Genomic DNA, 22,362 nt, shown 5'->3' with positions numbered 1-22,362 from the left:
TCAGATCCGGGCCCTGATCCGGGAGTTGGGTTTTGTACAAGCTGCTGTTCGATCTCGTCTTCAAGAAGCTGGACCCGGAGAAGGCCCACCACCTCGCCTTCTTCTGGATCCGGCTGGCCTCCTCGGTGCCCGGCCTGCGCACGCTGGTGCGGCTGGTGCTCGCCCCGCGCGACCGGGCGCTGCGCACCACCGCCCTCGGCCTCGACCTGCCCGGCCCGTTCGGCCTGGCCGCGGGCTTCGACAAGAACGGCGTCGGCATCGACGGCCTGGCGATGCTCGGCTTCGACTACGTCGAGATCGGCACCATCACCGGCGAGCCCCAGCCGGGCAACCCGGCGCCCCGGCTGTTCCGCCTGGTCGAGGACCGCGCGCTGATCAACCGGATGGGCTTCAACAACCAGGGCTCGGCCCGGGTCGCCGCGCGCCTCGCCGCCCGCCCGCACACCAGCTCCACCCCGGTGATCGGCGTCAACATCGGCAAGACCAAGGTGGTCGAGGAGGCCGACGCGGTCGCCGACTACGTCAAGTCCACCGAGCGGCTGGCCACGTACGCCGACTACCTGGTCGTCAACGTCAGCTCGCCGAACACCCCCGGGCTGCGCAACCTGCAGGCCGTGGACCACCTGCGTCCGCTGCTCGCCGCCGTCCGCGAGGCCGCCGACCGCACCACCGCGCACCGTGTCCCGCTGCTGGTCAAGATCGCCCCCGACCTGGCCGACGAGGACGTCGACGCGGTCGCCGACCTCGCCCTGGAGCTGGGCCTGGACGGCATCATCGCCACCAACACCACGATCGGCCGCGACGGCCTGCTCGCCGACGCCGCCCGGGTCGAGGAGATCGGCATGGGCGGCCTGTCCGGCGCCCCGCTCAAGGCCCGCGCCCTGGAGGTGCTGCAGCGCCTGCGCGCCCGCACCGAGGGCCGGCTGACGCTGGTCTCGGTCGGCGGCGTGGAGACCGCCGAGGACGCCTGGCAGCGGATCATCCACGGCGCGGACCTCGTGCAGGGCTACAGCGCCTTCATCTACGAGGGCCCGTTCTGGTGCCGCCGGATCCACCAGGGCCTCTCCGCCCGGGTCCGGGCCGCGGGCTTCCGCAACCTGGCCGCGGCCGTCGGCAGCGCCGTCGGTGGCACCAGGGCCGCCTCCTGAACCTCCCACCCCACGACCCTTCGGAAAGGACGACATGACCCTCGCCCCGTTCGGCGCCCGGCTGCGCCAGGCCCTCGACACCCGTGGCCAGCTCTGCGTCGGCATCGACCCGCACGCCTCCCTGCTCGCCGCCTGGGGGCTCGGCGACGACCTCGCCGGCCTGGAGACCTTCAGCCGCACCGTCGTCGAGGCGCTGGCCGACCGGGTGGCCGTGCTCAAGCCGCAGGCCGCCTTCTTCGAGCGCTTCGGCAGCAAGGGCGTCGCGGTGCTGGAGAAGTCCGTCGCGGAGGCCCGGGCGGCCGGTGCGCTGGTCCTGATGGACGCCAAGCGCGGCGACATCGGCTCCACCATGGCCGCCTACGCCGAGGCCTTCCTGTCGCCCGGCAGCCCGCTGTTCTCGGACGCCCTCACGGTCAGCCCGTACCTGGGCTTCGGCTCGCTGCGCCCGGCCCTCGACCTGGCCCGCGCGCAGGGCTGCGGCGTGTTCGCGCTGGCGCTCACCTCCAACCCGGAGGGCGGCGAGGTGCAGCGCGCGGTCGGCCCGGACGGCGAATCGGTCGCGGCGGCGGTGCTGCGGCAGCTGGCGGCGGAGAACGCCGGTGCCGAGCCGCTGGGCTCCTTCGGTGCGGTCGTCGGCGCGACGCTCGCCGACGCGGGCGTGGAACTGGCCGTCAACGGCCCGCTGCTGGCCCCCGGGATCGGCGCCCAGGGCGCGACCATGGCCGACCTGCCGCGGGTGTTCGGCGCCTCGGTGATCAACGTGGTGCCGAGCGTGAGCCGCGACGTGCTCAAGCACGGCCCCTCGGTGGCGGCCCTGCGCTCGGCGGCCGAGCGGTTCGCCGGCGAGTACGCGGACGCGGTGAAGTAGCGGCGATCGCGGGCGCGAACGCGTAGCGGGGCGATGACCCTGCGCAGTGTGCGCAGCCCGGTGCGGCCTCCCCGAGGCTCCCCGGAGTTGACGTGAGCGCCGTCACATTGGCGGTGTCAAAGTCTCGCAATCGCGGTCATTTTGCCCTGGAAAGTCCTGGTCGGCCTTGGCTGACCAGGACTTTTCGTGTTCTTTTCCTGACGCGGCGCCGCAATCCGGGTAGTGTCCGGCGATAGGTCATCGGCGAGCCGCGAATCTCGTAGCTCCCGCAGGTCAAGGGCCCTGTGGTTCTCCTTGCGGACGGTGTCCTGAGAACCAAACCAGTCATAGCTCAATCCCTTCCTTCCACACCCTGAGGTGAACGGCGTGGCTCTTCCGCCCCTTACCCCTGAACAGCGCACCGCCGCGCTCGCCAAGGCCGCCGAGGCTCGCCGGGAGCGCGCCGAGGTCAAGAACCGGCTCAAGCACTCCGGCGCCTCCCTGCACGAGGTGATCAAGGCCGGAAAGGCCGACAACGACGTCATCGGCAAGATGAAGGTCTCCGCCCTGCTGGAGTCCCTTCCGGGCGTCGGCAAGGTCCGTGCCAAGCAGATCATGGAGCGCCTCGGCATCAGCGAGAGCCGGCGCGTCCGCGGCCTCGGTACGAACCAGATCGCCTCCCTGGAGCGGGAGTTCGGCGGCGGTGCCGCCTGACCGTGCCCCGTGGTCCCGGGATCGTCCGCGATCCGGGATAATCGGTGCATGAGTGAGCGTCCGCGGCTGACCGTGCTCTCCGGCCCTTCGGGGGTCGGCAAGAGCACGGTCGTCGCTCATATGAGGAAGCAGCACCCCGAGGTCTGGCTCTCGGTGTCGGCGACGACCCGCCACCCGAGGCCGGGCGAGCAGAACGGGGTCCAGTACCACTTCGTCGACAACGACGAGTTCGACAAGCTGATCGCCAACGGCGAGTTGCTGGAGTGGGCCGTCTTCGCCGGCAACCGCTACGGCACCCCGCGCTCGGCGGTGCTGGAGAAGCTGGACCGCGGCGAGCCCGTCCTGCTGGAGATCGACCTGCAGGGCGCCCGCCAGGTGCGCGAGTCGATGCCCGAGGCGCAGCTGGTCTTCCTGGCTCCGCCGAGCTGGGACGAGCTGGTCCGCCGGCTGACCGGCCGGGGCACCGAGCCGCAGGACGTGATCGAGAAGCGGCTGGAGGCGGCCAAGGTCGAGCTCGCGGCCGAGACCGAGTTCGACACGACCCTTGTCAACACCTCGGTCGAGCAGGTAGCGGCCGAACTGCTAGCCTTGCTCGGTGTAGCCTGACCTGTCTGTCTTTTCCACCCTTTCGGAAGGTTTTCGCGTGTCCTCTTCCATGACCGCGCCCGAGGGCATCATCAACCCGCCGATCGATGAGCTGCTCGAGGCCACCGACTCCAAGTACAGCCTCGTGATCTACGCCGCCAAGCGCGCGCGCCAGATCAACGCGTACTACTCCCAGCTCGGTGAGGGTCTGCTGGAGTACGTCGGCCCGCTGGTCGACACCCACGTGCACGAGAAGCCGCTGTCGATCGCGCTGCGCGAGATCAACGCCGGCATGCTGACCGCCGAGGCGATCGAGGCCGCCTGAGGCGGTGCTCCGGGATTTCCCGTGGAAGGGCCTGGCGGAATCGTTTCCGCCGGGCCCTTCGGCGTACCCGGGGGCTGTGGGCGCGACCACGGTGCGCGCGACGGCTGAGGGGCCGTAGGGTGTGCACGTCCCAGACGTGGAGGAGAGCGGGAGTATGAGCGCGACTTCGGACCGGAGCGGGGCCGACGCGCCGCGCGTCGCCCTCGGCGTCAGCGGCGGCATCGCCGCCTACAAGGCCTGCGAGCTGCTCCGCCGGTTCACCGAGTCCGGCCACCAGGTCACCGTGGTGCCCACCGCCGCCGCGCTGCACTTCGTCGGCGAGGCCACCTGGGCCGCGCTCTCCGGTCGCCCGGCCGCCACCGAGACCTGGGAGCGCGTGCACGAGGTGCCGCACGTGCGGATCGGCCAGCAGGCCGACCTGGTCGTGGTCGCCCCCGCCACCGCCGACCTGATCGCCAAGGCCGCCCACGGCCTCGCCGACGACCTGCTCACCAACACCCTGCTCACCGCCCGCTGCCCGGTCGTCCTGGCGCCCGCCATGCACACCGAGATGTGGGAGCACCCGGCCACCCGGGACAACGTCGCCACGCTGCGCCGCCGGGGCGTGATCGTGCTGGAGCCGGCCGTCGGGCGGCTCACCGGCAAGGACACCGGCAAGGGGCGGCTGCCCGAGCCGTCCGCGATCTTCGACGCCTGCCGGGCCGTGCTGCGTCGGGGCGGGGCCGTGCCGACCGACCTGGCCGGTCGGCACGTGGTGGTCTCGGCCGGCGGCACCCGCGAGCCGCTGGACCCGGTGCGCTTCCTCGGCAACCGTTCCTCCGGCAAGCAGGGCTACGCGCTCGCCGTGACGGCCGCGGCCCGTGGGGCGCGCGTGACGTTGGTCTCGGCCAACGCGGAGCTCGCCGACCCGGCCGGGGTCGACGTGGTGCACGTCTCGACGGCGCTGGAGCTGCGCGAGGCGGCGCTGAAGGCGGCCGAGGACGCGGACGCCGTGGTCATGGCCGCGGCCGTGGCGGACTTCCGGCCCGCCGAGTACGCCACCGGCAAGATCAAGAAGGTCGAGGGGATCGAGCCGGCGCCGGTCGCCCTGGTCCGCAACCCCGACATCCTGGCCGAGCTGTCGGCCCACCGCCCCCGTTCGGGTCAACTCGTCGTGGGTTTCGCGGCGGAGACCGACGACGTGCTCGCCAACGGCCGCGCCAAGCTCGTCCGCAAGGGGTGCGACCTGCTGGTCGTCAACGAGGTGGGCAACGGCAAGGCCTTCGGGACGGACGTCAACGAGGCCGTGGTACTGGGCTCGGACGGCACGGAGACGGCCGTTCCGGTGGGCCCCAAGGAGGCTCTCGCCGACGTGGTCTGGGACCTGGTCGCGAAGCGGCTGGAAACGATCGGCAACTGATCAAGCCCTGCTGGAGAACGGTCGGGATTTCCGAAAGCGGGTGACGCTCGGCGGAAGCAGACCGTTAGACTCCAGGAATCAAGTCTTTCCGGATGTCCCCGGTTCGCCGGGGGCCTTCAGTCAGCAGCCGCTGCAACCCCAGGGAGCGCTGTGTCTCGCCGCCTGTTCACCTCGGAGTCCGTGACCGAGGGGCACCCCGACAAGATCGCTGACCAGATCAGCGACACCATCCTTGACGCTCTCCTGCGCGAGGACCCGACCTCCCGGGTCGCCGTGGAGACGCTCATCACCACCGGCCAGGTGCACGTGGCCGGCGAGGTGACCACCAAGGCGTACGCGCCGATCGCCCAGCTCGTCCGGGACAAGATCCTGGAGATCGGCTACGACAGCTCCAAGAAGGGCTTCGACGGCGCTTCCTGCGGCGTGTCGGTGTCCATCGGCGCGCAGTCGCCCGACATCGCCCAGGGCGTCGACACCGCGTACGAGGCTCGGGTCGAGGGCGACGAGGACGACCTGGACAAGCAGGGTGCCGGCGACCAGGGCCTGATGTTCGGCTACGCGTCCGACGAGACGCCCGAGCTGATGCCGCTGCCGATCACCCTGGCGCACCGCCTCTCCCGGCGCCTGACCGAGGTCCGCAAGAACGGGACCATCCCGTACCTGCGCCCCGACGGCAAGACCCAGGTCACCATCGAGTACGACGGCGACAAGGCCGTCCGCCTCGACACCGTGGTGGTCTCCACCCAGCACGCCAGTGACATCGACCTGGAGTCGCTGCTCACCCCGGACATCCGCGAGTTCGTGGTCGAGCCCGAGCTGAAGGCGCTCGCCGAGCAGGGCATCAAGCTGGTCACCGAGGGTTACCGCCTGCTGGTCAACCCGACCGGCCGTTTCGAGATCGGCGGCCCGATGGGCGACGCCGGCCTCACCGGCCGCAAGATCATCATCGACACCTACGGCGGCATGGCCCGCCACGGTGGCGGCGCCTTCTCCGGCAAGGACCCGTCCAAGGTCGACCGCTCGGCCGCGTACGCGATGCGCTGGGTGGCGAAGAACATCGTCGCCGCCGGCCTCGCCCGCCGCGCCGAGGTGCAGGTCGCGTACGCGATCGGCAAGGCCGAGCCGGTCGGCCTCTTCGTGGAGACCTTCGGCACCGAGACCGTTCCGGTGCTGGCCATCCAGAAGGCCGTCACCGACGTCTTCGACCTGCGCCCGGCCGCGATCATCCGCGACCTGGACCTGCTGCGCCCGATCTACTCCCAGACCGCGGCGTACGGCCACTTCGGCCGTGAGCTGCCCGACTTCACCTGGGAGCGCACCGACCGGGTGGAGCAGCTGAAGGCGGCCGTGCAGGACTGACCCCCGCACGCGTGCAGGCGGCGCCCGTCCCTGGTGGGGCGGGCGCCGCTCTGTGCGTGGTGTCGGTGTGACCTGGTAGTACTTGGGAGCGATGAGCAGCACAGGGGAGAACGGGGCCGAGCCGGAGCAGCTGGCGTTCATCCGGGACACGGTCAAGCGGGCCAAGCCCCGGACGTGGCGCGGCGCCAAGCGGGCCGAGCACCTGCCGGTGGCCCGGGTCGTGGTGGACAAGGGCGTGCTCACCATCGACAAGTTCTTCGACTACGAGGTGCCGGCCGCGATGGCCGAGGAGGCCCGGCCGGGGGCCCGGGTACGGGTGCGCTTCGGGGCGCGCGTGGTGAAGGGCCAGCGCGAGGGCGGGGAGCTGCACGACGGGTTCATCGTCGCCAGGCTGGAGAAGAGTGACTTCCCCGGCCCGCTCGCCCCGCTCGCCCAGGTGCTCTCACCCGAGCCCGTGCTCACCCCCCAGCTGCTCCGGCTCTGCCGGACCGTCGCCGACCGCTACGCCGGCACCCTCGCGGACGTCCTCCAGCTGGCCGTCCCGCCCCGGCACGCCAAGGCCGAGGCCGAGCCCTCGCCACCACCGCTCCCGCGCCCGCCGGCCCCCGCCCCCGGCGGCTGGCAGCGCTACCCGGCCGGGCGCGACCTCCTCGCCGCGCTGACCGGCGGCGGCTCGCCGCGCGCCGTCTGGGCGGCGCTGCCCGGCCCCGGCTGGCCGTACGAGATCGCGCGGGCCGTCGCCGCCACGCTGGCGGGCGGGCGCGGCGCGCTCGTCGTGCTGCCCGACGGGCGGTCGGTGGCGAGGGTCGACCAGGCGCTGACCGAACTGCTCGGCGCGGGGCTGCACGTCGCCCTGGAGGCCGACCTCGGCCCGCGCGAGCGCTACCGGCGCTGGCTGGCGGTGAGCCGCGGCTCGGTGCACGCCGCGATCGGCACCCGCGCCACCATGTTCGCGCCGGTGCGCGACCTCGGGCTGGTCGTCGTCTGGTCCGACGGCGACAACAGCCACAGCGACCCGCGCGCCCCGCACCCGCACGTGCGCGAGGTCGCGCTGCTGCGCGCCGCCGAGGAGGGCGCGGCGGTGCTTCTCGGGGGGCATGCGGTGACGGTGGAGGGCGCGCAACTGGTCAGCACCGGGTGGGCGCGCCCGCTGACCGCCGACCGGGAGACCGTACGACGGGTCGCGCCGAGGGTGCGGACCGTCACCGACCAGGACCAGCACCGCGACGGCGCCGCACAGGCCGCCCGGCTGCCCTCGGTGGCCTGGGAGGCCGCCCGGGAGTCGCTGGCCGCCGGACACCCGGTGCTCATCCAGGTGCCCCGGCGCGGCTACGTGCCCCGGCTGGCCTGCGGGCGCTGCCGGACCCCGGCCCGGTGCCGACGCTGCGAGGGGCCGCTGGAGGCGCCCTCGGCGGACGCCCTGCTGTGCTGCGGCTGGTGCGGGGAGGCGGAGGCGGACTGGCACTGCCCCGAGTGCGGCTCGTTCCGGCTGCGGGCGCAGGTGGTCGGTGCCCGGCGCACGGCGGAGGAGCTGGGCAAGGCCTTCCCGCGGATCCCGGTGCGGACCTCGGGGCGGGACGCGGTGCTGACCACCGTCCCGGACGAGCCCTCGCTGGTGATCTCCACGCCCGGCGCGGAGCCGGTGGTGGAGGGCGGCTCCGGGTACGGGGCCGCGCTGCTGCTGGACGGCTGGGCGCTGCTCGGCCGGCCGGACCTGCGGGCCGGGGAGGAGACGCTGCGGCTGTGGCTGGCGGCCGCCGCCCTGGTCCGGTCCGCGGAGGAGGGCGGGACGGTGGTCGTGGTCGCCGAGCCCTCGGCGCGCCCGGTGCAGGCGCTGGTCCGCTGGGACCCGCTGGGCCACGCCGGGCTGGAGCGCGACGAGCGGGCGCAGCTGCACTTCCCGCCGGTGTCGCGGATGGCCTCGGTGAGCGGGAGTCCGGCGGCGGTGGCCGACCTGCTGGGGCTGATCCGGCTGCCGGAGGAGGCGGACGTGCTCGGGCCGGTGCCGGCGCCCGCCCTGCGCGGGGAGGAGCAGGAACGTGCGCTGCTGCGGGTGCCGCCCGGGCAGGGGGCGGCGCTGGCGGCGGCGCTCAAGGCGGCGCAGATCGCGCGGATCGCGCTGCGGACGCCGGAGGCGGTGCGGGTACGGGTGGATCCGACGGACATCGGGTGAGGTCGGCGGTCGGGTGGAACCGGGGTGGGGTGGGATCGGGGGTCGGGTGACGCCGGTGCGTGCGGCGGGGGCGGGGTGAGTGGGCCACCCCGCCCCGGGTGGCCCCGCGACGGTGCTGCGCGGAATCGGCTTCCCTGGTCGGGAGGGCGGTCAGCCGCGCAGCGGGATGCCGGTGCGGTCGACCGGGGTGCGCTCGGAGGTGCCGCGCTCCAGGGTGTTGCGGTCGAGGGCGTTGCGGTCGACCGCGCCGCGCTCCAGGGTGTTGCGTTCGAGGGCGTTGCGCTCCAGGCTGGTGCGGTCCAGGCCGCCCTGGCGGGCCGCCGGGACGGTCGCCGCCAGGCCGCCGGACGGCGCGGCGGGCAGCTCCTCGGAGCGGTCCGGGCGGCTCGGGCCCGGGACGGCGCCGCTGGCGGCGAGGAGTTCGCTGGTCGGGCGGCGCATCCCGTACCGGCGGTGCACGGCCTGCTTGGTGACCCCGAGGGCCGAGCCCACCGAGTCCCAGGAGAAGCCCAGCGCCCGGTCGAACTCGACCGCCGCCGCCACCAGGGTCTCCACGCTCTCCCGCAGCTCCTGCGCCAGGCGCACGGTCGGCGCGGGCGCCCGCCCGTACACCACGAAGCCGGCCGAGGTGCTGGGGCGGCGCGGTCGGTAGACGTTGCCCAACTGGGCGGTGAGCGTCCGCAGCGCGTCGACCTGCCGCCTCACCCGCTCGATGTCCCGCACCAGCAGGTGCAGGCTCGCCCGCGCCCGGGCGTCGTGGTTGATCTGCTCGGCCATGGCTTACGTGCCACCTTCCGTACGGTTCAGCTCGGCCGGGGCGCGGTGTCCCGTGCGCCCGGCCCCGGTCAATCTCACTTGACCAACGCCGAAGCGGGGGCCGGGGTAACGCCGCTCGGCAGACTCGGGATATGCCAGCAGCCGGTGCCGGGCGTGGGGGAGGGGCTTTTCGTCCGGGTGAGGGCCCGGGTGAGGGCATGGTCGGTGGCCCCGGTGCGTTGCATAGACTTGCGGGGAAACCAGTAGCCGCCCGCAGCCCCGCACCTTCGACGGACAGGAGCCCGTACCCCGTGGCGATCCAGCCGATCCGGCTCTTCGGAGACCCCGTCCTGCGGTCCACCGCCCGGCCGGTGACCACGTTCGACAAGGAACTGCGCACCTTGGTCCGGGACCTCACCGACACCATGCTCGACGCCCCCGGCGCCGGCCTGGCCGCCCCTCAACTCGGCATCTCGCTGCGGGTGTTCACGTATCACGTGGACGGCGTCACCGGGCACCTGATCAACCCGGACCTGTCGCTGACCGAGGAGGAACAGGAAGGCCCCGAGGGCTGCCTCTCGCTGCCCGGCCTGCGCTACGACACGAAGCGCGCCTACGGCGTGGTCGCCAAGGGCTTCAACATGTACGGAGACCCGGTCACCCTGGAGGGCACCCAGCTGCTCGCCCGCTGCATCCAGCACGAGACCGACCACCTCGACGGCATCATCTTCATCGACCGGCTCGACCGCGAGCAGCGCAAGGCCGCGCTCAAGGCGATCCGCGACACCGACTGGGGCGGCGCGCCCGCGCCGGTCGTCAAGGTCTCGCCGCACAGCACCTTCGGCGCCGCACGCTGACTCTCCCGCTCCCCGACATCCCTCCACCGAAAGGCACTTGATGCGCCTCGTGTTCGCCGGCACCCCCGAGGTCGCCGTTCCCGCCCTGGACGCCCTGCTCGCCTCCGACCGGCACGAGGTCGTCGCGGTGGTCACCCGCCCCGACGCCCCCGCCGGGCGTGGGCGCAAGCTGGTCGCCAGCCCCGTCGCCCAGCGCGCCGAGGAGGCCGGGATCGAGGTCCTCAAGCCGGCGAAGCCCAGCGACCCGGATTTCGTCGCCCGGCTCACCGAACTCGCCCCCGACTGCTGCCCGGTGGTCGCCTACGGCGCGCTGCTGCGTCCCGGCACCCTGGAGATCCCCAAGCACGGCTGGGTGAACCTGCACTTCTCGCTGCTGCCCGCCTGGCGCGGCGCGGCCCCGGTCCAGCACACGGTGCTGGCCGGCGACGAGGTCACCGGCGCGGCCACCTTCCTGATCGAGCAGGGCCTGGACTCCGGCCCGGTCTACGGCGTGATCACCGAGGAGGTCCGCCCGACCGACACCAGCGGCGAACTGCTCACCCGCCTCTCGGTGTCCGGCGCGCGGCTGCTCGCGGCCACCATGGACGGCATCGAGGACGGCTCCCTGCACGCCGTCCCGCAGCCGGCCGAGGGTGTCACGCTCGCGCCGAAGATCACCGTCGAGGACGCACGGATCGAGTGGAGCCACCCCGCGCTGCGGATCGACCGCGTGGTGCGCGGCTGCGCCCCGGCTCCGGGCGCGTGGACGGAGTTCCGCGGCGAGCGGCTGAAGATCACCGGGCCCGTGAAGCTGCTGGCCGGGGAGGCCGCACTGGCGCCCGGGGAACTGGCCGTGGTCGGGAAGAACAGCGTGCGGGTCGGCACGGGCAGCCACGAGATCGAACTCGGGGAGGTCCGCCCGCAGGGGAAGAAGGAGATGCGGGCGGCCGACTGGGCGCGCGGGGCGCGGCTGGAGACCGGGGAGCGCTTCGGCTCCGCGGGCTGAGACCCGGGGCCGGCGTTACTGTTCGTCTGCATCATTACTGTTCGTTTGCACTGTTCGTCCGATAACCACCGCAGCACCTTGAGGCACCTGTGACCACCCCCAGCGCCAAGCGCGCCCCCCGCCCGCACCGCCGTCCGAAGAAGGACCCGGCCCGGATCGTCGCGTTCCGGGCGCTGCGCGCCGTCGACGAGCGCGACGCGTACGCCAACCTGATCCTGCCGTCGCTGCTCCGTGAGGCCGAGCAGAAGGGCATGGACCGGCGCGACGCCGCCCTCGCCACCGAACTGGTCTACGGCACCCTGCGCCTGCAGGGCACCTACGACGCGATCATCGCGGCCTGCATCGACCGACCGCTCAGCAAGGTCGACCCGCCGGTGCTGGACGTGCTCTCGCTCGGCGCCCACCAGCTGCTCACCACCCGCATCCCCAGTCACGCGGCCGTCTCGGCGACCGTCGAGCTGGCCCGGGTGGTGCTCGGCGACGGCAAGGCCAAGTTCGTCAACGCCGTCCTGCGCCGGATCAGCGCGCACGACCTGGACGGCTGGATCGAGCAGGTCGCCCCGCCGTACGAGAAGGACGCCGAGGACCACCTCGCCGTCGTCCACTCGCACCCGCGCTGGGTCGTCTCCGCGCTCTGGGACTCGCTCGGCCGCTGGCAGCCCGACGCCTCCGGGCGCAGTGACGTCGAGGACCTGCTGCGCGCCGACAACGCGCGGCCCGAGGTGACCCTCGTCGCGCGCCCCGGCCGGGTCACCGTCGGCGAACTGGCCGACGCGCTGCCTGAGGCCGAGTCCGGCCGGTGGTCCCCGTTCGCGCTGCGGCTCGCCGAAGGCGGCGACCCGGGCTCGCTGGATGCGGTGCGGGACAACCGGGCGGGCGTGCAGGACGAGGGCAGCCAGCTGGTCGCCCTCGCCCTGGCCGCCGCGCCGCTGGACGGCCCGGACCGGCTCTGGCTGGACGGCTGCGCCGGCCCCGGCGGCAAGGCCGCGCTGCTCGGTGCGCTGGCCGCCGAGCGCGGCGCGGCGCTGGTCGCGAGCGAGAAGCAGCCGCACCGCGCTCGGCTGGTGGCCCGGGCGCTGGAGGGCAACCCCGGCCCGTACACGGTGATCGCCGCCGACGGCACCCGCCCGGCCTGGCGCTCCGGGGGCTTCGACCGGGTGCTGGTCGACGTGCCGTGCTCCGGCCTGGGCGCGCTGCGTCGCCGTCCGGAGGCGCGCTGGCGCCGCCGCCCGGCCGACGTCGCGGCCTTCGGCCCGCTCCAGCGGGACCTGCTGCGTTCGGCGATCGAGGCCACCCGGGTCGGTGGGGTGGTCGGGTACGCGACCTGCTCGCCGCACCTCGCGGAGACCCGGGCCGTGGTGGACGACGTGCTGCGGGCCGAGGGTGGCCGGGTCGAGTGGATCGACGCGCGCCCGCTGCTGCCCGGTGTCCCGGCGCTCGGGGACGGGCCGGACGTGCAGCTCTGGCCGCACCTGCACGGGACGGACGCGATGTACCTGGCGCTGCTGCGGCGGACGGCCTGACCTTCGTGCTGTCGGCCTTGCATCTCCCGTAGGGGGAGGCGCCAAGGTGGTGGGCATGAACGGCGATACGCACTCCTGTGATCCGCTCGGGTCTGAACTGCTCGGCTCCGAACCGCTCGGACCCGAACCGCTCTACACGATCGGTGAGCTGGCGCGGCGGAGCGGGCTGACGGTCAAGACCGTCCGGTTCTACTCGGACCAGGGGATCGTGTCGCCGGCCGACCGCAACCCGGCCGGCCACCGGCGGTACGGCGTCGACGCGGTCGCGCGCCTGGAGCTGGTACGTACCCTGCGCGAGCTCGGGCTCGGGCTGCCCGCCATCCGGCAGGTGGTGGACCGCGAGCTCGCGCTGCCCGCCGTCGCGGCGGCGCACGCCGAGGCGCTGGACGTCCAGATCCGGGTGCTGCGGCTGCGGCGGGCGGTGCTGGGGACGGTGGCCAGGCGCGGGTCGACACCCGAGGAGCTGACTCTCGTGCACCAGCTGGCCCGCCTGTCGGAGGACGAACGGTACCGTCTGATCGGGGAGTTCCTGGCCGGGGCGTTCGGCGGTCTGCGGGCCGACGGGCGGTTCGCCGCCGTCGTGCGCTCGCTGACGCCGGAGCCGACGGACGACCTGGAACCGGAACAGGTCGAGGCGTGGGTGGAGTTGGCGGAGCTGGCGGCCGACGACGGGTTCCGCGGCCTGCTGCGGAGGCTGGCGGAGGACGAGGCGGCGGAGGCCGGCGCGGACTGGCCGCGCCCCGGACTCGCCTGGGTGGTACGGGAGTTGGCCGGGCCGGCGGTCGTGGCGGGGATCGATCCCGGGTCGGGGGAGGCGGCGGGGATCGCGCGGGAGTTGGCGGCGCGGTACGCGGGGTCGGCGCCCGGTGCTGTGGTGCGCGGCCGGTTGGCGGAGCGGCTGGCGGCGATGGCCGATCCACGGCGGGAGCGGTACCTGGCACTGCTGGCGGTGGTCAACGGGTGGGCGGCGCCGGAGAGTTCGGCGGCGGTGCTGGACTGGGCGGTGCGGGCGGTGCGCTCGGCCGGGTGAGGGGGACTACGGCTGGGTGGACGTGGGGCCGGGGAGATCGCTGAGGAGGGCGTGGGCCTGGGCGCGGAGGTGGTCGACCGGCGGGTCCTCGCAGACCACCTCCAGGCCGAGTGCGGTCGTCTGGCCCCAGTGGTAGTACGACTGGTAGGCGAGGTAGGGGCGGTGGTCGTCGGCGGGGTCGAGTCCGACGGCGAAGGTCGCGAAGTGGGTGCGCTCCTTCTCGGTACGCTCGAACTCCGTTCGGGAGAGCTCCCATGCGAACTCGTACGGCTCCGGATCGGCGGGCAGGTCCAGCAGTGCCTGGGCGAGCCGGCGGACGTCCTCCGGCCCCGCGAACGGCAGCGACTCGGACCAGCGGGGCGCGGCGGCGATCAGCTCCCAGCCGCCGCCGTTGCGGCTGACGGACAGTTCCCACTCGCCGTCCTGGTCGTGCCAGCGGCAGCTGAGGACCGGATCCATGGCGGTCAACCTCCCTGTGGTGCTTGGCTATTGCTTCATCGTGGCACACCAGGCGGTCGACGGGAGACGGGGCTTCCGCGGTCATGGGGGCGGCGTTCACCGGCGGCGGGTGCGGGCACGCGGGAATTCCGCCCCGGGTGCGGTCAGTCGGAGGCCGGGCCGGGCGCGGGGTGCCAGGGTCGGTCGGCGCGGGTCGGGCGGGCGGTGGCGGTGAGGCGCAGGGCGTACACCTCGCGGTCGGTGGCCGGGTGCGGGACCGGGCCGAGGTAGTCGTGACCGGTCAGGTGGCACCAGGCGGGCAGGTCGAGCGGGGCGGCGGGGTCGGTGGTGTGGATGTGCACCACCGCGCCGGCCGGGAGGTCGGCGATCCGGGCGCGCAGGCGCAGCAGCAGCTGGACGCAGAGCAGGCCGGTGCCGTCGACGGTCAGGTCGGGGGCTGCCTCGGGGGAGGTGGTCTCGTGGGAGGTGCTCATGGGGTGCTGCCCTTCGCGGTGGTGCGGTGGTGCAGGCCTCAGCCTAGGCGGTGGGTCGGGGCCGGGCGCTGGTCGGGGGCCGTGCCGCCGAGGCGGGTGAGCAGGGCCCCGAGGCGGCCGAGGTCGTCGGCGCCCCACTGGTCGGCGGCGAAGAGGTCGTCGGCTGCCTGGCGGGCGGTGTACAGCATCTCGGCGAGCCGTTCGCGGCCGGTCGGCGTCAGGGTCGCATAGGCGACCCTGGCGTCGCGGGCCGCCGCCTCGCGGCTCACCAGGCCGATCCGCTCCAGGGGTGCCAGCCCACGGGTCACGCCGGAGGCGGTGAGGCCGAGTGCCTCGGCGAGGTCGACCCGGCGCATCCGGCCGCCGGGTGCGTGGCCGAGGTGGAGCAGCAGGGTGAAGTCGGACAGGCTCACGCCGTGCAGGCCGCTGAGGCTCGCGTCGAACTGCTTGACCACGGCCGCCTGGGCGCGGACCAGCCGTAGGGCGGTGTCCAGCGGGTCCGGGCGGGGTGGGTCGGCGCGTGGGTCGGAGTGGTGTGCGTCGGGCTTCGGGTCGGGCTGCGGGGATGTCATTGCTACCTCCTTGACTACTCAAGCATACCGTTGCGGCGAGCCGTCAAGGAGGTAGCGGAGGGGGGAGGGGGCTAGCCGGCGTTGGCGGCGCGGCGCTGCCGCTTGCCGAGCGGCGCCTGCGAGAGGTCCTCGGCTTGGGAGCGCAGGTTCTTGTAGCCGTAGCCGTGCTCGGCCAGCCAGTCCCGCGCCGCCTGCTCGGCCCGCTCGGAGGCCGCCAGGATGTCCTCCTCCGCCTCACCCGAGTCGAGGAAGCGGAAGGTGAAGGCGGCGCGCGCGGTGAGGTCGTAGCTGAGGTGGCCCTCGGGGGTGAAGGCCGCGCGCAGCACGTCGTGCTCGGCTGCGCGGGTGAGGAGTTCGGCGTGCTGTTCGGCGCTGAGGCCGTCGAAGACGCCGCGCACCATGATGCGGAAGGTTCGAGTGGTCATCCCCCGACGATAGGCAGGACGGGGCATCGACCGCCAACCCGATTTCGGGCGGTGCGGCGCGGTGCGGCGTGGCCCGCGGCGGTGGCCGGGGTTCGATGGTGAAGGCCGCGATGACGGCGGCGATGCCGGGCGGGCCACTCCGCTCGGGGGTCCGAAGGGGCCCCCGGGCGTGAGGTGACGGACCCGCCACGGGCGACGGGCCCGCCGGCTACGGGCGGGCGGTCGGGAGGCGGGTGCAGACGGTGCCGGCCGCGAGGGCGGCGGGTTCGGCGTCGAGGGTGGCGAGGGTGAAGGCGGTGGTGAGCGCGCTGATGTCGCCCGCCTGCCGGATGAGGTAGTGGTTGGCGCCGGGGGCTTCGTAGCGGGCGAGGTCGGGGACGACCGCGCGGGCCCGGAGCGCGTATTCGAGGGACTGGGTGGCGTTGGCGGCGCTGCGGTCGCCGGTGCCGTGGACGATCAGGACGCGCCGCCCGGCGAGGTGGTCGACCTGGTCGCCGCTGGGCAGCCAGGGGGCGATGCCGGCGACGCCGACGACGTTCGGGTGCCCGGCGCACCAGAACGCGGCGCGCCCGCCGAGCGAGTTGCCGATCAGGACGACGGGCACGGGGCCGTAGCGGCGGGCGAGTTCGTCGAGGGCCCAGCGGGTGTCGACGGCGGTGTCGGCGTCGGCGCCGTTCCAGCCGCTGTAGCGGTAGCGCAGCAGGTGCACGGCGACGCCGTGCGGGCGGCCGCGGGCGGTGAGTTCGGCGGCGAGGTCGCGCAGGCCCAGTTCGGCGACCTTCACCGGCCCGCGCCGGCTGCGCAGGAATCCGCCGGGCAGGAGCAGGGCGACGCCCTTGACCTGGTCGGTCCCGCCGTCGCCGGTCCACGGGGTCAGTTGTGCGGTGCGCGGCCGCGGCGCTTGGAACACGCGAAATCCCTCCCTGGGTGCCTACCTGCGGATTCTACGGTTCCGGGGGCGGGTCGCGGTGCGCGAGCAGGGACCACAGGATCCAGCCGGTGACGCGGGTACGGGCGACCATGACCTTGGCCCAGCGGGCGCCGAGCGGCGAGGTCCAGGGGTCAGGAGCGGCGGCGGCCCGGCTCTTCGCCCTCGGCCGCGCCCCGGTTCCGGCCGGAGAGCAGGTCCTGCATGCTCGGGAGCTTCCGGCGCTGTGAGCCGGCCGTCGAGCCCGTGGTCGAGCCGGTGATCGAGCCCGTCGGGGCGCCGGTGGGCGTGCCGCCGGGCGGGGCGATCTGGCGCCGGGTCTCGGGGGCCGGGCCGAGGCCGGCCTTGGCGGCCGCGTCGGCGAGGAAGTCCGAGGCCTGACGGCGGGCGTTGTCCACCGTGCGGCGCAGACTCTCGGCGTCGCTGCGCAGCTTGTCGGTCTGGCGGCGCAGCAGGTCGGTGCGCTGCTCGGCCTCGGAGAGCTGCCGGAGGCTGGCGGCGGCCCGTGCGGCGGCCTCCCGTTCGATCTCCTCGCCGCGCTGCTGGGCCTCGGTGACGATCTGCTGCGCCCGGGCTTCGGCGTGGGCCCGCTGGTCGGCGAGGTCCTGTTCGAGCTGGCGGCGCCGCTGGGCGATGCCGGTCTCGAACTGCAGCGCGACCTGGGCGGCCTGGTCGCGGGTGCGCTGGAACAGCGCGTCCGCCTCCTGGCGGCGCGCGACCACGTACGGGTCCTCCTCGGCGGCCGGCACGTCCCGGACGGTGGCGTGGTAGCCGGCCGGGGGCCGCTCGGTCTGCTCGGCGAGGTGGAGCAGACGGTCCGCGACCTGGTCGGCGTGCGGCGGGCGCCGGTTCGGGTCCTTGGCGAGCAGTTCGAGGACGAGGGCGTCGACCTCGGCGGGCAGGCCGGGGCGCAGGGTGCCGGGGGCCGCCGGGTGGACCTCGCCGTGCTGGCGGATGAGTTCGTAGAGGCTGCCGCGGAAGGGGGTGCGGCCGGTGAGGAGTTCGTACAGGAGGCAGCCGAAGGCGTAGAGGTCGGAGCGGGCGTCGAGGCCGCCGCTGTCGAAGCGTTCGGGGGCCATGTAGGCGGGGGTGCCGACGATGACGTTGGTGCTGGTGATGCCGTCGTCGGCGGTGCCGATCCGGGCGATGCCGAAGTCGACGACCTTGACCGCGCCGGAGGACTGGATCATCACGTTGGCCGGTTTGACGTCCCGGTGGACGACGCCGGCCCGGTGGGCGGTGGCGAGGGCCTGGGAGATCTGGACGGCCCAGGTGAGGGCCTGGCGCAGCGGCAGCGGCCCGTCGCCGAGGTGGCGGTCGAGCGGGGCGCCGTCGAGCAGTTCCATGACCAGGAAGTACAGCGGCCGGCCGGCCTCGTCGTGCTGGCCGAAGTCGTGCACGGTGACGATGGACGGGTGGTTGAGCGCGCCCGCGGTGGCCACCTCGCGGACGAACCGGGCGGCGTCCTTGGGGGTGTTGTTGCCGCCCGGGAGCATCACCTTGACGGCGACGAGCCGTTGGACCCGCGCGTCGCGGGCCTTCCAGACCGCGCCGAACGCGCCCTCGCCGATCTGCTCGACCAGTTCGTACCGTCCGTCGAGTATGTCGCCCGGCTGCATCCCCGCCCCTTTCGCGCCCCGGGTGCCGCGCCCCGGCCCCGGTTCAACCTACCCTCCGCGCCGGGCGGTCGGTCACCTGCTCCACCGGGGCCCGGGGCCAGGGTCGGGGCCCGGGGCGGGGCTACTCGGGCGGTTGGGCGGCGTCCCAGCGGGCGCGGTGGTCGAGGATGGCGTCGTGGTGCTGGAGCGACCAGTCGGTGAGGGTGCGTACCAGGTGGGCGAGGCTGCGCCCGAGGTCGGTCAGCTCGTAGTCGACCCGGGGCGGGACGGTCGGGTGGACGGTCCGCGAGACCATGCCGTCGCGCTCCAGCCGGCGGACGGTGAGGGTCAGCATCCGCTGCGAGATGCCGCCCGGCAGGGCCCGTTGCAGCTCGCGGAACCTCCTGACCCCGCGGCTCAGCTCGACCACCACCTGCACCGACCACTTGTCGCCGAGCCGGTCCAGCACGTCGCGGATGCCGCAGTCCTCCCCGCTCTCCGCGAGGTCGAACAGCGCCGTCGTGGTTACCTCGGTGTGCCCGAGTGACATGAAACTGCCTCCTTACCCGATCCGGGTCGATTGTCGAGGATGGACACCGCCCCCCTCGTGAACGGCAAAGGAGCGTCAGATGATCCTCGTCACCGGTGTGTCCGGAGTCCTCGGCGGCCTGGTCCACCGCCGGCTCGCCGACGCCGGCCTGCCCGTGCTGGCCGGCTCGCGGACCCCGCAGGACGGCGGGCGGCGGATCGACTTCGACGAACCCGCAGGCCTGGCCGAGGCGTTCGCCGGGGTGGCGGTGCTGGTGCTGGTCTCGGCCGGCTACGCGGAGGACGACGTGGTCACCGCCCGGCACGGGGCCGTGATCGAGGCGGCGGTCCGGGCGGGCGTGCGGCATGTGGTCTACACCAGCCTGGCCGCCTCGGGCGAGCGGATGACCATCGCCCCGCCGCACCGCTGGACGGAACGGGCCCTGGCGGCGGCCCCGCTCGGCTGGACCGTCCTGCGCAACGGCCTGTACGCGGAGCTCGCCGGGGGCCTGGCCGCGGCGGGCGCCGAACGCGCCGCGGCGGAGGGCGTGTTCCGGCTGCCGTGGGGGCGCGGGACGCTTCCGGTGGTCGCCCGTGAGGACCTGGCCGACGTCGCGGCGACGGTGGCCCGCGAGGTGCAGGAGGCGCTCGTGGCCGGCCGGCCCGTCCCGCACCTCGGGCGGACGTACGAGCTGGAGGGGGACGCCGTGGTCGGGGGCGCGGAGCTGGCGGGCGCGCTGGCGCGGGCGCTGGGCCGGGAGGTCCGGTACGAGCCGTCGCCGCTGGGGGAGGTCTGGGACGCCCTCCGGGAGGGTGCGGCGCCGTACCAGGTCGGGCACGCCGTCTCGCTGCACTCGAACGTCGCCTCGGGCTTCGCGGTGGCGGGCCCGTCCGACCTGCCCGGGCTGCTGGCGGCCGAGCCGCGTCCGGCGCGGGAGCTGGTCGAGGCGGTGGTGCGGGAGTCGGTGGTGCGGGAGTCGGTGCGGCGGGAGGCCGTGGCGGGCTGACGGCGGCTGCGGCGTCGGTGCTGCCGGTGCTACCGGGGCGGCGCAGCAGGCCGATGGAGTTCGGCCGGCCCTGGTGAGGGCTGGTCCGGGCGGTCGGGTGACCGCCGGTCGACCGGACCTGCCGCCGGGGCGGGGGCGCGCGGGCCGACGTGCGCGGGCCGGGTGCCCGTACCCGCGACGCGGGCGTAGCCCGGGGCCTCCGGTGCTGCCGGTGCCTCCGGGGCGTCAGGGGTCTCAGGGGCCTCGGGCGTTGCCGGTTCCTCCGGTTCCTCCAGCGCCTCCGGCATCGGGAGGGTGAGGACGTCGTCGGCCAGCGGGAGGAACGCCGGGTCGTGGGTGATCAGGACCGCGGTGCGGCCGGCCATCAGGCGGCGCAGCGGGGGGATGAGCTGCTGGACGGTGCGCGGGTCCAACCCGGTGGTGGGTTCGTCCAGGACGAGGACCGGGGTGTCGCGCAGGAAGGCGCGGGCGATGGCGACGCGCTGGCTCTGCCCGCCGGAGAGCTGGAAGCCGTCGGCTCCGATGACGGTGCCGTAGCCGTCCGGCAGTGCGGTGATGAAGTCGTGGGCGCCCGCGCTCCGGGCGGCGCGTTCGATGTCGTCCTGGGGGGCGTCGGGCCTGCCGTAGGCGATGTTGTCCCGGATGGTCGCGTGGAAGAGCGGTGCCTGCTGGGGCAGGAGGGTGATCGCCCGGCGCAGTGAGGCGATGGTCAGCTCCCGGATGTCGTCGCCGTCGAGGCGGACGGTGCCGCCCTGGGGGTCCAGGAAGCGGACCAGGAGCTTGCCGAGCGTGGACTTGCCGCTGCCGCTGGGGCCGATGACGGCCAGGACCTTGCCGGGGCTGACGTCGAAGCTGACGTCGGACAGCACCGGGGCGTCGTGGCTGCCGGGGTAGACGGCGCTGACGCCGTCGAAGGAGACCCGGCCACGGACGGCGTCGGTGTCGCGGGCGGTGGGGCTCTCGTGGACCGGGCTGGTCAGGTCGTGGAGTTCCAGGACGCGTTCGCCCGAGGCGCAGGCGGCGCCGGCGAGCGGGATGACCGCGGCGAGCTGCTGGACCGGTTCGAACAGCTGGGCCATGAAGGCCGCGAAGGCGAGCAGGCCGCCCAGGGTCAGCCCGCCGTGGATGACCTCCAGCGCGCCGACGCCCACCACGACCAGTCCGGCGAGCATCTGCAGGACGTTGAGGAGCGGTTGGTAGAGGTCCGCCATCCGGGCGGAGGCGAGTTCGGCGTCGAGCAGGGCCTTTCCTTCCCGGTGCACCCGTGCGACGTCGCGGGCCTCCTGGCCGCAGGTGCGGGTGACGACCGCGTTGCGCAGCGACTCCTCCAGCAGCGCCGTGACGCCGCCGGCGCGGCGCTGGACCTGTCTCTCCCGGGTGCGGATGCGCCGCCCGAAGAAGCTGGTGGTGACGATGAACAGCGGCGCGGCGAGGAGCGCGGCCAGGGTGAGGGGCCAGCTCAGGTAGAAGGCCGCGCCGGCGAACAGCACCAGGCTGACCGCGGCCACCGCGCCCTCGACGAGGCCGGTCGCGATCATCTGCTCGATCGTCGCGATGTCGGCGGTCATCCGGGCGACCAGGTCGCCGCGCCAGCGGGTCTCCAGCGTGTCGGGCGGCAGGCTGTGCAGATGGGCGAGGGTCCCGGTACGGAGCCGCAGCATGAACCGCTCGGCGGTCCTGGTGCCGGTGTAGGTGCCCGCGAAGATGAGCAGCGCGGCCACCACGGCCGCGCCGAGCATGGTGCCGGCGAGCGGCCAGAAGTCGGCGAAGCGCCGCGGGACGAGGACGTTGTCGATCAGGTCCTTGAACAGCCAGACCGAGACCACCTCGCCGAAGGCGCCGAGGACGAGCAGGGTCGCGCTCAGTGGCAGCCAGCGCGCGTCCGGGCGGACCCAGGGCCAGAACCGTCGGAACAGCTCGCGCAGCGTGATGGCGGGCGAGTCGGCCACCGGCCCCTGGTAGGGGGCGTGGTCGGCGGCCCGACCCTGCTGTGCGGTCTGCTCCGCAGCCTGGCCGGCCGGGCTCCCCAAGGGCGTCGCACCGTGCATGGAGGTACCCCGATCAGGATCAAGGGGCCGGCGGTTTTCACCGCCGACCCCACAGATGGTGTTATGCCGGACTGTTCAGGACAGTCCACACCGTCTTGACTGTCACCACCAGCCGTACCGACGGCGGCGGTTGCGACCACCACCACGACGGCGGCGATCGCGGTCGCGTCCGTAGCCACGGTCTCTGCGGTTGAAGTAACTCATGACGGCCTTCTTTCGTCGCATTGGCTCACCGCGTAACCGCGATCCGCGCCCAGTGCGCTGATCGGAGGGTTTGCGGCACAGACTGCCGTTGCCGTGTGGGACAGCCCGAACGACAGGCCAGTCGCGGACTGTTGCCGCGATCCCGTCCCACTCCTCCAGTATCCGCACGCCTGCTCCGCGCGCAGCTCAGGAGCCGGAGCGCTCATCCGCGCCGGGCGCGGCTCCAGGGTCGGATCTGCGAACGGATCTGGGCGTACGCAGGGCCGCGAGGCGGGTCCGGGCACCCGGAGCGCGAGGGCTCGGCGGCCTTCCCTGCGGGCCACACATGCCTGTGCCACAGGCGAGTTGACGATTGGTCAGGATGTGCGCCGGCGGGTATCGAGGCGGCGCCGACGGCGGGTGCGGGTGGTGGCCCGGTC

Annotated in this window: 22 protein-coding genes; 13 read left to right on the top strand and 9 right to left on the bottom strand. The window is 74.1% G+C overall.

The features are described 5' to 3' along the window. The first annotated feature begins 32 nt into the window (after window positions 1-32). From P3T27_RS26710 to P3T27_RS26675, 8 genes are all read left to right on the top strand, one after another. On the top strand, window positions 33-1,148 hold the full coding sequence (locus P3T27_RS26710; RefSeq protein ID WP_280682851.1) for a quinone-dependent dihydroorotate dehydrogenase: 1,116 nt from the start codon (window positions 33-35) through the stop codon (window positions 1,146-1,148). Between the two features lie 34 nt (window positions 1,149-1,182). Continuing rightward, a complete protein-coding gene (gene pyrF, locus P3T27_RS26705) occupies window positions 1,183-2,016 on the top strand; it encodes an orotidine-5'-phosphate decarboxylase (RefSeq protein ID WP_280682850.1) in 834 nt (277 codons plus the stop codon). A gap of 366 nt (window positions 2,017-2,382) precedes the next feature. Beyond that, complete coding sequence (gene mihF / locus P3T27_RS26700) at window positions 2,383-2,709, top strand: integration host factor, actinobacterial type (RefSeq protein WP_030056187.1); 327 nt, start codon at window positions 2,383-2,385, stop codon at window positions 2,707-2,709. Window positions 2,710-2,757: 48 nt separating this feature from the next. Then, window positions 2,758-3,315, top strand: a complete 558-nt coding sequence (gene gmk / locus P3T27_RS26695; protein WP_280682845.1) for a guanylate kinase — start codon at window positions 2,758-2,760, stop codon at window positions 3,313-3,315. Between the two features lie 37 nt (window positions 3,316-3,352). Next, on the top strand, window positions 3,353-3,619 hold the full coding sequence (gene rpoZ / locus P3T27_RS26690; protein WP_030240625.1) for a DNA-directed RNA polymerase subunit omega: 267 nt from the start codon (window positions 3,353-3,355) through the stop codon (window positions 3,617-3,619). Window positions 3,620-3,773: 154 nt separating this feature from the next. Beyond that, complete coding sequence (coaBC, locus tag P3T27_RS26685) at window positions 3,774-5,018, top strand: bifunctional phosphopantothenoylcysteine decarboxylase/phosphopantothenate--cysteine ligase CoaBC (protein ID WP_280682841.1); 1,245 nt, start codon at window positions 3,774-3,776, stop codon at window positions 5,016-5,018. Window positions 5,019-5,168: 150 nt separating this feature from the next. Further along, complete coding sequence (gene metK / locus P3T27_RS26680; protein ID WP_280682839.1) at window positions 5,169-6,377, top strand: methionine adenosyltransferase; 1,209 nt, start codon at window positions 5,169-5,171, stop codon at window positions 6,375-6,377. A gap of 91 nt (window positions 6,378-6,468) precedes the next feature. After that, entirely contained in the window at window positions 6,469-8,550 is a 2,082-nt protein-coding gene (locus P3T27_RS26675) for a primosomal protein N' (RefSeq protein WP_280682837.1), read from the top strand. Window positions 8,551-8,700: 150 nt separating this feature from the next. Here P3T27_RS26675 and P3T27_RS26670 read toward each other — a convergent pair whose 3' ends face one another. After that, the gene (locus P3T27_RS26670) at window positions 8,701-9,327 is read right to left on the bottom strand and encodes a hypothetical protein (protein WP_280682835.1); all 627 of its coding nucleotides are present in this window, start codon (window positions 9,325-9,327) and stop codon (window positions 8,701-8,703) included. A 290-nt stretch (window positions 9,328-9,617) separates the two neighbouring features. Between P3T27_RS26670 and def the strand changes: the two genes are divergently transcribed. The 4 genes from def (at window position 9,618) to P3T27_RS26650 (ending at window position 13,701) form a co-directional block, all read left to right on the top strand. Continuing rightward, window positions 9,618-10,163: a peptide deformylase gene (gene def / locus P3T27_RS26665; RefSeq protein WP_280682833.1), complete on the top strand. Its 546-nt coding sequence runs from the start codon at window positions 9,618-9,620 to the stop codon at window positions 10,161-10,163. 40 nt (window positions 10,164-10,203) lie between these two features. Next, the gene (gene fmt / locus P3T27_RS26660) at window positions 10,204-11,148 is read left to right on the top strand and encodes a methionyl-tRNA formyltransferase (protein ID WP_280682832.1); all 945 of its coding nucleotides are present in this window, start codon (window positions 10,204-10,206) and stop codon (window positions 11,146-11,148) included. Window positions 11,149-11,237: 89 nt separating this feature from the next. Beyond that, complete coding sequence (locus P3T27_RS26655) at window positions 11,238-12,671, top strand: transcription antitermination factor NusB (RefSeq protein ID WP_280682830.1); 1,434 nt, start codon at window positions 11,238-11,240, stop codon at window positions 12,669-12,671. 55 nt (window positions 12,672-12,726) lie between these two features. After that, on the top strand, window positions 12,727-13,701 hold the full coding sequence (locus P3T27_RS26650) for a MerR family transcriptional regulator (RefSeq protein WP_280682829.1): 975 nt from the start codon (window positions 12,727-12,729) through the stop codon (window positions 13,699-13,701). A 6-nt stretch (window positions 13,702-13,707) separates the two neighbouring features. Here P3T27_RS26650 and P3T27_RS26645 read toward each other — a convergent pair whose 3' ends face one another. The 7 genes from P3T27_RS26645 to P3T27_RS26615 all read right to left on the bottom strand — a co-directional run bounded on the left by P3T27_RS26645 (window position 13,708) and on the right by P3T27_RS26615 (window position 18,706). Beyond that, window positions 13,708-14,160 (bottom strand): hypothetical protein, encoded by a 453-nt coding sequence (locus P3T27_RS26645; protein ID WP_280682827.1) that lies wholly within the window; start codon window positions 14,158-14,160, stop codon window positions 13,708-13,710. Window positions 14,161-14,303: 143 nt separating this feature from the next. Further along, a complete protein-coding gene (locus P3T27_RS26640; RefSeq protein ID WP_280682825.1) occupies window positions 14,304-14,633 on the bottom strand; it encodes a sulfurtransferase TusA family protein in 330 nt (109 codons plus the stop codon). 38 nt (window positions 14,634-14,671) lie between these two features. Further along, window positions 14,672-15,205: a MarR family transcriptional regulator gene (locus tag P3T27_RS26635; protein WP_280682823.1), complete on the bottom strand. Its 534-nt coding sequence runs from the start codon at window positions 15,203-15,205 to the stop codon at window positions 14,672-14,674. 71 nt (window positions 15,206-15,276) lie between these two features. After that, entirely contained in the window at window positions 15,277-15,630 is a 354-nt protein-coding gene (locus P3T27_RS26630) for a DUF6204 family protein (protein ID WP_280682821.1), read from the bottom strand. A gap of 208 nt (window positions 15,631-15,838) precedes the next feature. Continuing rightward, window positions 15,839-16,540 carry an alpha/beta hydrolase gene (locus P3T27_RS26625; protein ID WP_280682819.1) on the bottom strand — a complete coding sequence of 234 codons (702 nt, stop codon included), beginning with the start codon at window positions 16,538-16,540 and terminating at the stop codon, window positions 15,839-15,841. A 152-nt stretch (window positions 16,541-16,692) separates the two neighbouring features. Continuing rightward, window positions 16,693-18,177 (bottom strand): serine/threonine-protein kinase, encoded by a 1,485-nt coding sequence (locus tag P3T27_RS26620; protein WP_280682817.1) that lies wholly within the window; start codon window positions 18,175-18,177, stop codon window positions 16,693-16,695. A 121-nt stretch (window positions 18,178-18,298) separates the two neighbouring features. Then, the gene (locus tag P3T27_RS26615; protein ID WP_280682815.1) at window positions 18,299-18,706 is read right to left on the bottom strand and encodes a helix-turn-helix domain-containing protein; all 408 of its coding nucleotides are present in this window, start codon (window positions 18,704-18,706) and stop codon (window positions 18,299-18,301) included. Window positions 18,707-18,785: 79 nt separating this feature from the next. Here P3T27_RS26615 and P3T27_RS26610 point away from each other — a divergent pair, with 79 nt between their 5' ends. After that, window positions 18,786-19,691, top strand: a complete 906-nt coding sequence (locus P3T27_RS26610; RefSeq protein ID WP_280682813.1) for an NmrA family NAD(P)-binding protein — start codon at window positions 18,786-18,788, stop codon at window positions 19,689-19,691. Window positions 19,692-19,720: 29 nt separating this feature from the next. On the opposite strand, the gene P3T27_RS26605 is transcribed toward P3T27_RS26610, so the two are convergent. Continuing rightward, entirely contained in the window at window positions 19,721-21,739 is a 2,019-nt protein-coding gene (locus P3T27_RS26605; RefSeq protein WP_280682812.1) for an ABC transporter ATP-binding protein, read from the bottom strand. Window positions 21,740-22,362: the final 623 nt, after the last annotated feature.

Origin of the sequence: Kitasatospora sp. MAA19 (genome assembly GCF_029894125.1) — a bacterium.
Classification (GTDB): Bacteria; Actinomycetota; Actinomycetes; order Streptomycetales; family Streptomycetaceae; genus Kitasatospora.
The sequence above is the reverse complement of the archived record's forward strand: the minus strand, read 5'-3'. Positions and strand labels throughout refer to the sequence as shown.

What these genes read in the sequence shown, in the direction of transcription:
- P3T27_RS26645 (WP_280682827.1), bottom strand. Translation starts at nt 14,160, where the DNA reads ATGGATCCGGTCCTCAGCTGCCGCTGGCACGACCAGGACGGCGAGTGG.
- pyrF (WP_280682850.1), top strand. Translation starts at nt 1,183, where the DNA reads ATGACCCTCGCCCCGTTCGGCGCCCGGCTGCGCCAGGCCCTCGACACC.
- P3T27_RS26650 (WP_280682829.1), top strand. Translation starts at nt 12,727, where the DNA reads ATGAACGGCGATACGCACTCCTGTGATCCGCTCGGGTCTGAACTGCTC.
- P3T27_RS26670 (WP_280682835.1), bottom strand. Translation starts at nt 9,327, where the DNA reads ATGGCCGAGCAGATCAACCACGACGCCCGGGCGCGGGCGAGCCTGCAC.
- P3T27_RS26615 (WP_280682815.1), bottom strand. Translation starts at nt 18,706, where the DNA reads ATGTCACTCGGGCACACCGAGGTAACCACGACGGCGCTGTTCGACCTC.
- P3T27_RS26630 (WP_280682821.1), bottom strand. Translation starts at nt 15,630, where the DNA reads ATGACCACTCGAACCTTCCGCATCATGGTGCGCGGCGTCTTCGACGGC.
- coaBC (WP_280682841.1), top strand. Translation starts at nt 3,774, where the DNA reads ATGAGCGCGACTTCGGACCGGAGCGGGGCCGACGCGCCGCGCGTCGCC.
- P3T27_RS26635 (WP_280682823.1), bottom strand. Translation starts at nt 15,205, where the DNA reads ATGACATCCCCGCAGCCCGACCCGAAGCCCGACGCACACCACTCCGAC.
- P3T27_RS26605 (WP_280682812.1), bottom strand. Translation starts at nt 21,739, where the DNA reads ATGCACGGTGCGACGCCCTTGGGGAGCCCGGCCGGCCAGGCTGCGGAG.
- P3T27_RS26610 (WP_280682813.1), top strand. Translation starts at nt 18,786, where the DNA reads ATGATCCTCGTCACCGGTGTGTCCGGAGTCCTCGGCGGCCTGGTCCAC.
- fmt (WP_280682832.1), top strand. Translation starts at nt 10,204, where the DNA reads ATGCGCCTCGTGTTCGCCGGCACCCCCGAGGTCGCCGTTCCCGCCCTG.
- P3T27_RS26675 (WP_280682837.1), top strand. Translation starts at nt 6,469, where the DNA reads ATGAGCAGCACAGGGGAGAACGGGGCCGAGCCGGAGCAGCTGGCGTTC.
- gmk (WP_280682845.1), top strand. Translation starts at nt 2,758, where the DNA reads ATGAGTGAGCGTCCGCGGCTGACCGTGCTCTCCGGCCCTTCGGGGGTC.
- P3T27_RS26640 (WP_280682825.1), bottom strand. Translation starts at nt 14,633, where the DNA reads ATGAGCACCTCCCACGAGACCACCTCCCCCGAGGCAGCCCCCGACCTG.
- P3T27_RS26620 (WP_280682817.1), bottom strand. Translation starts at nt 18,177, where the DNA reads ATGCAGCCGGGCGACATACTCGACGGACGGTACGAACTGGTCGAGCAG.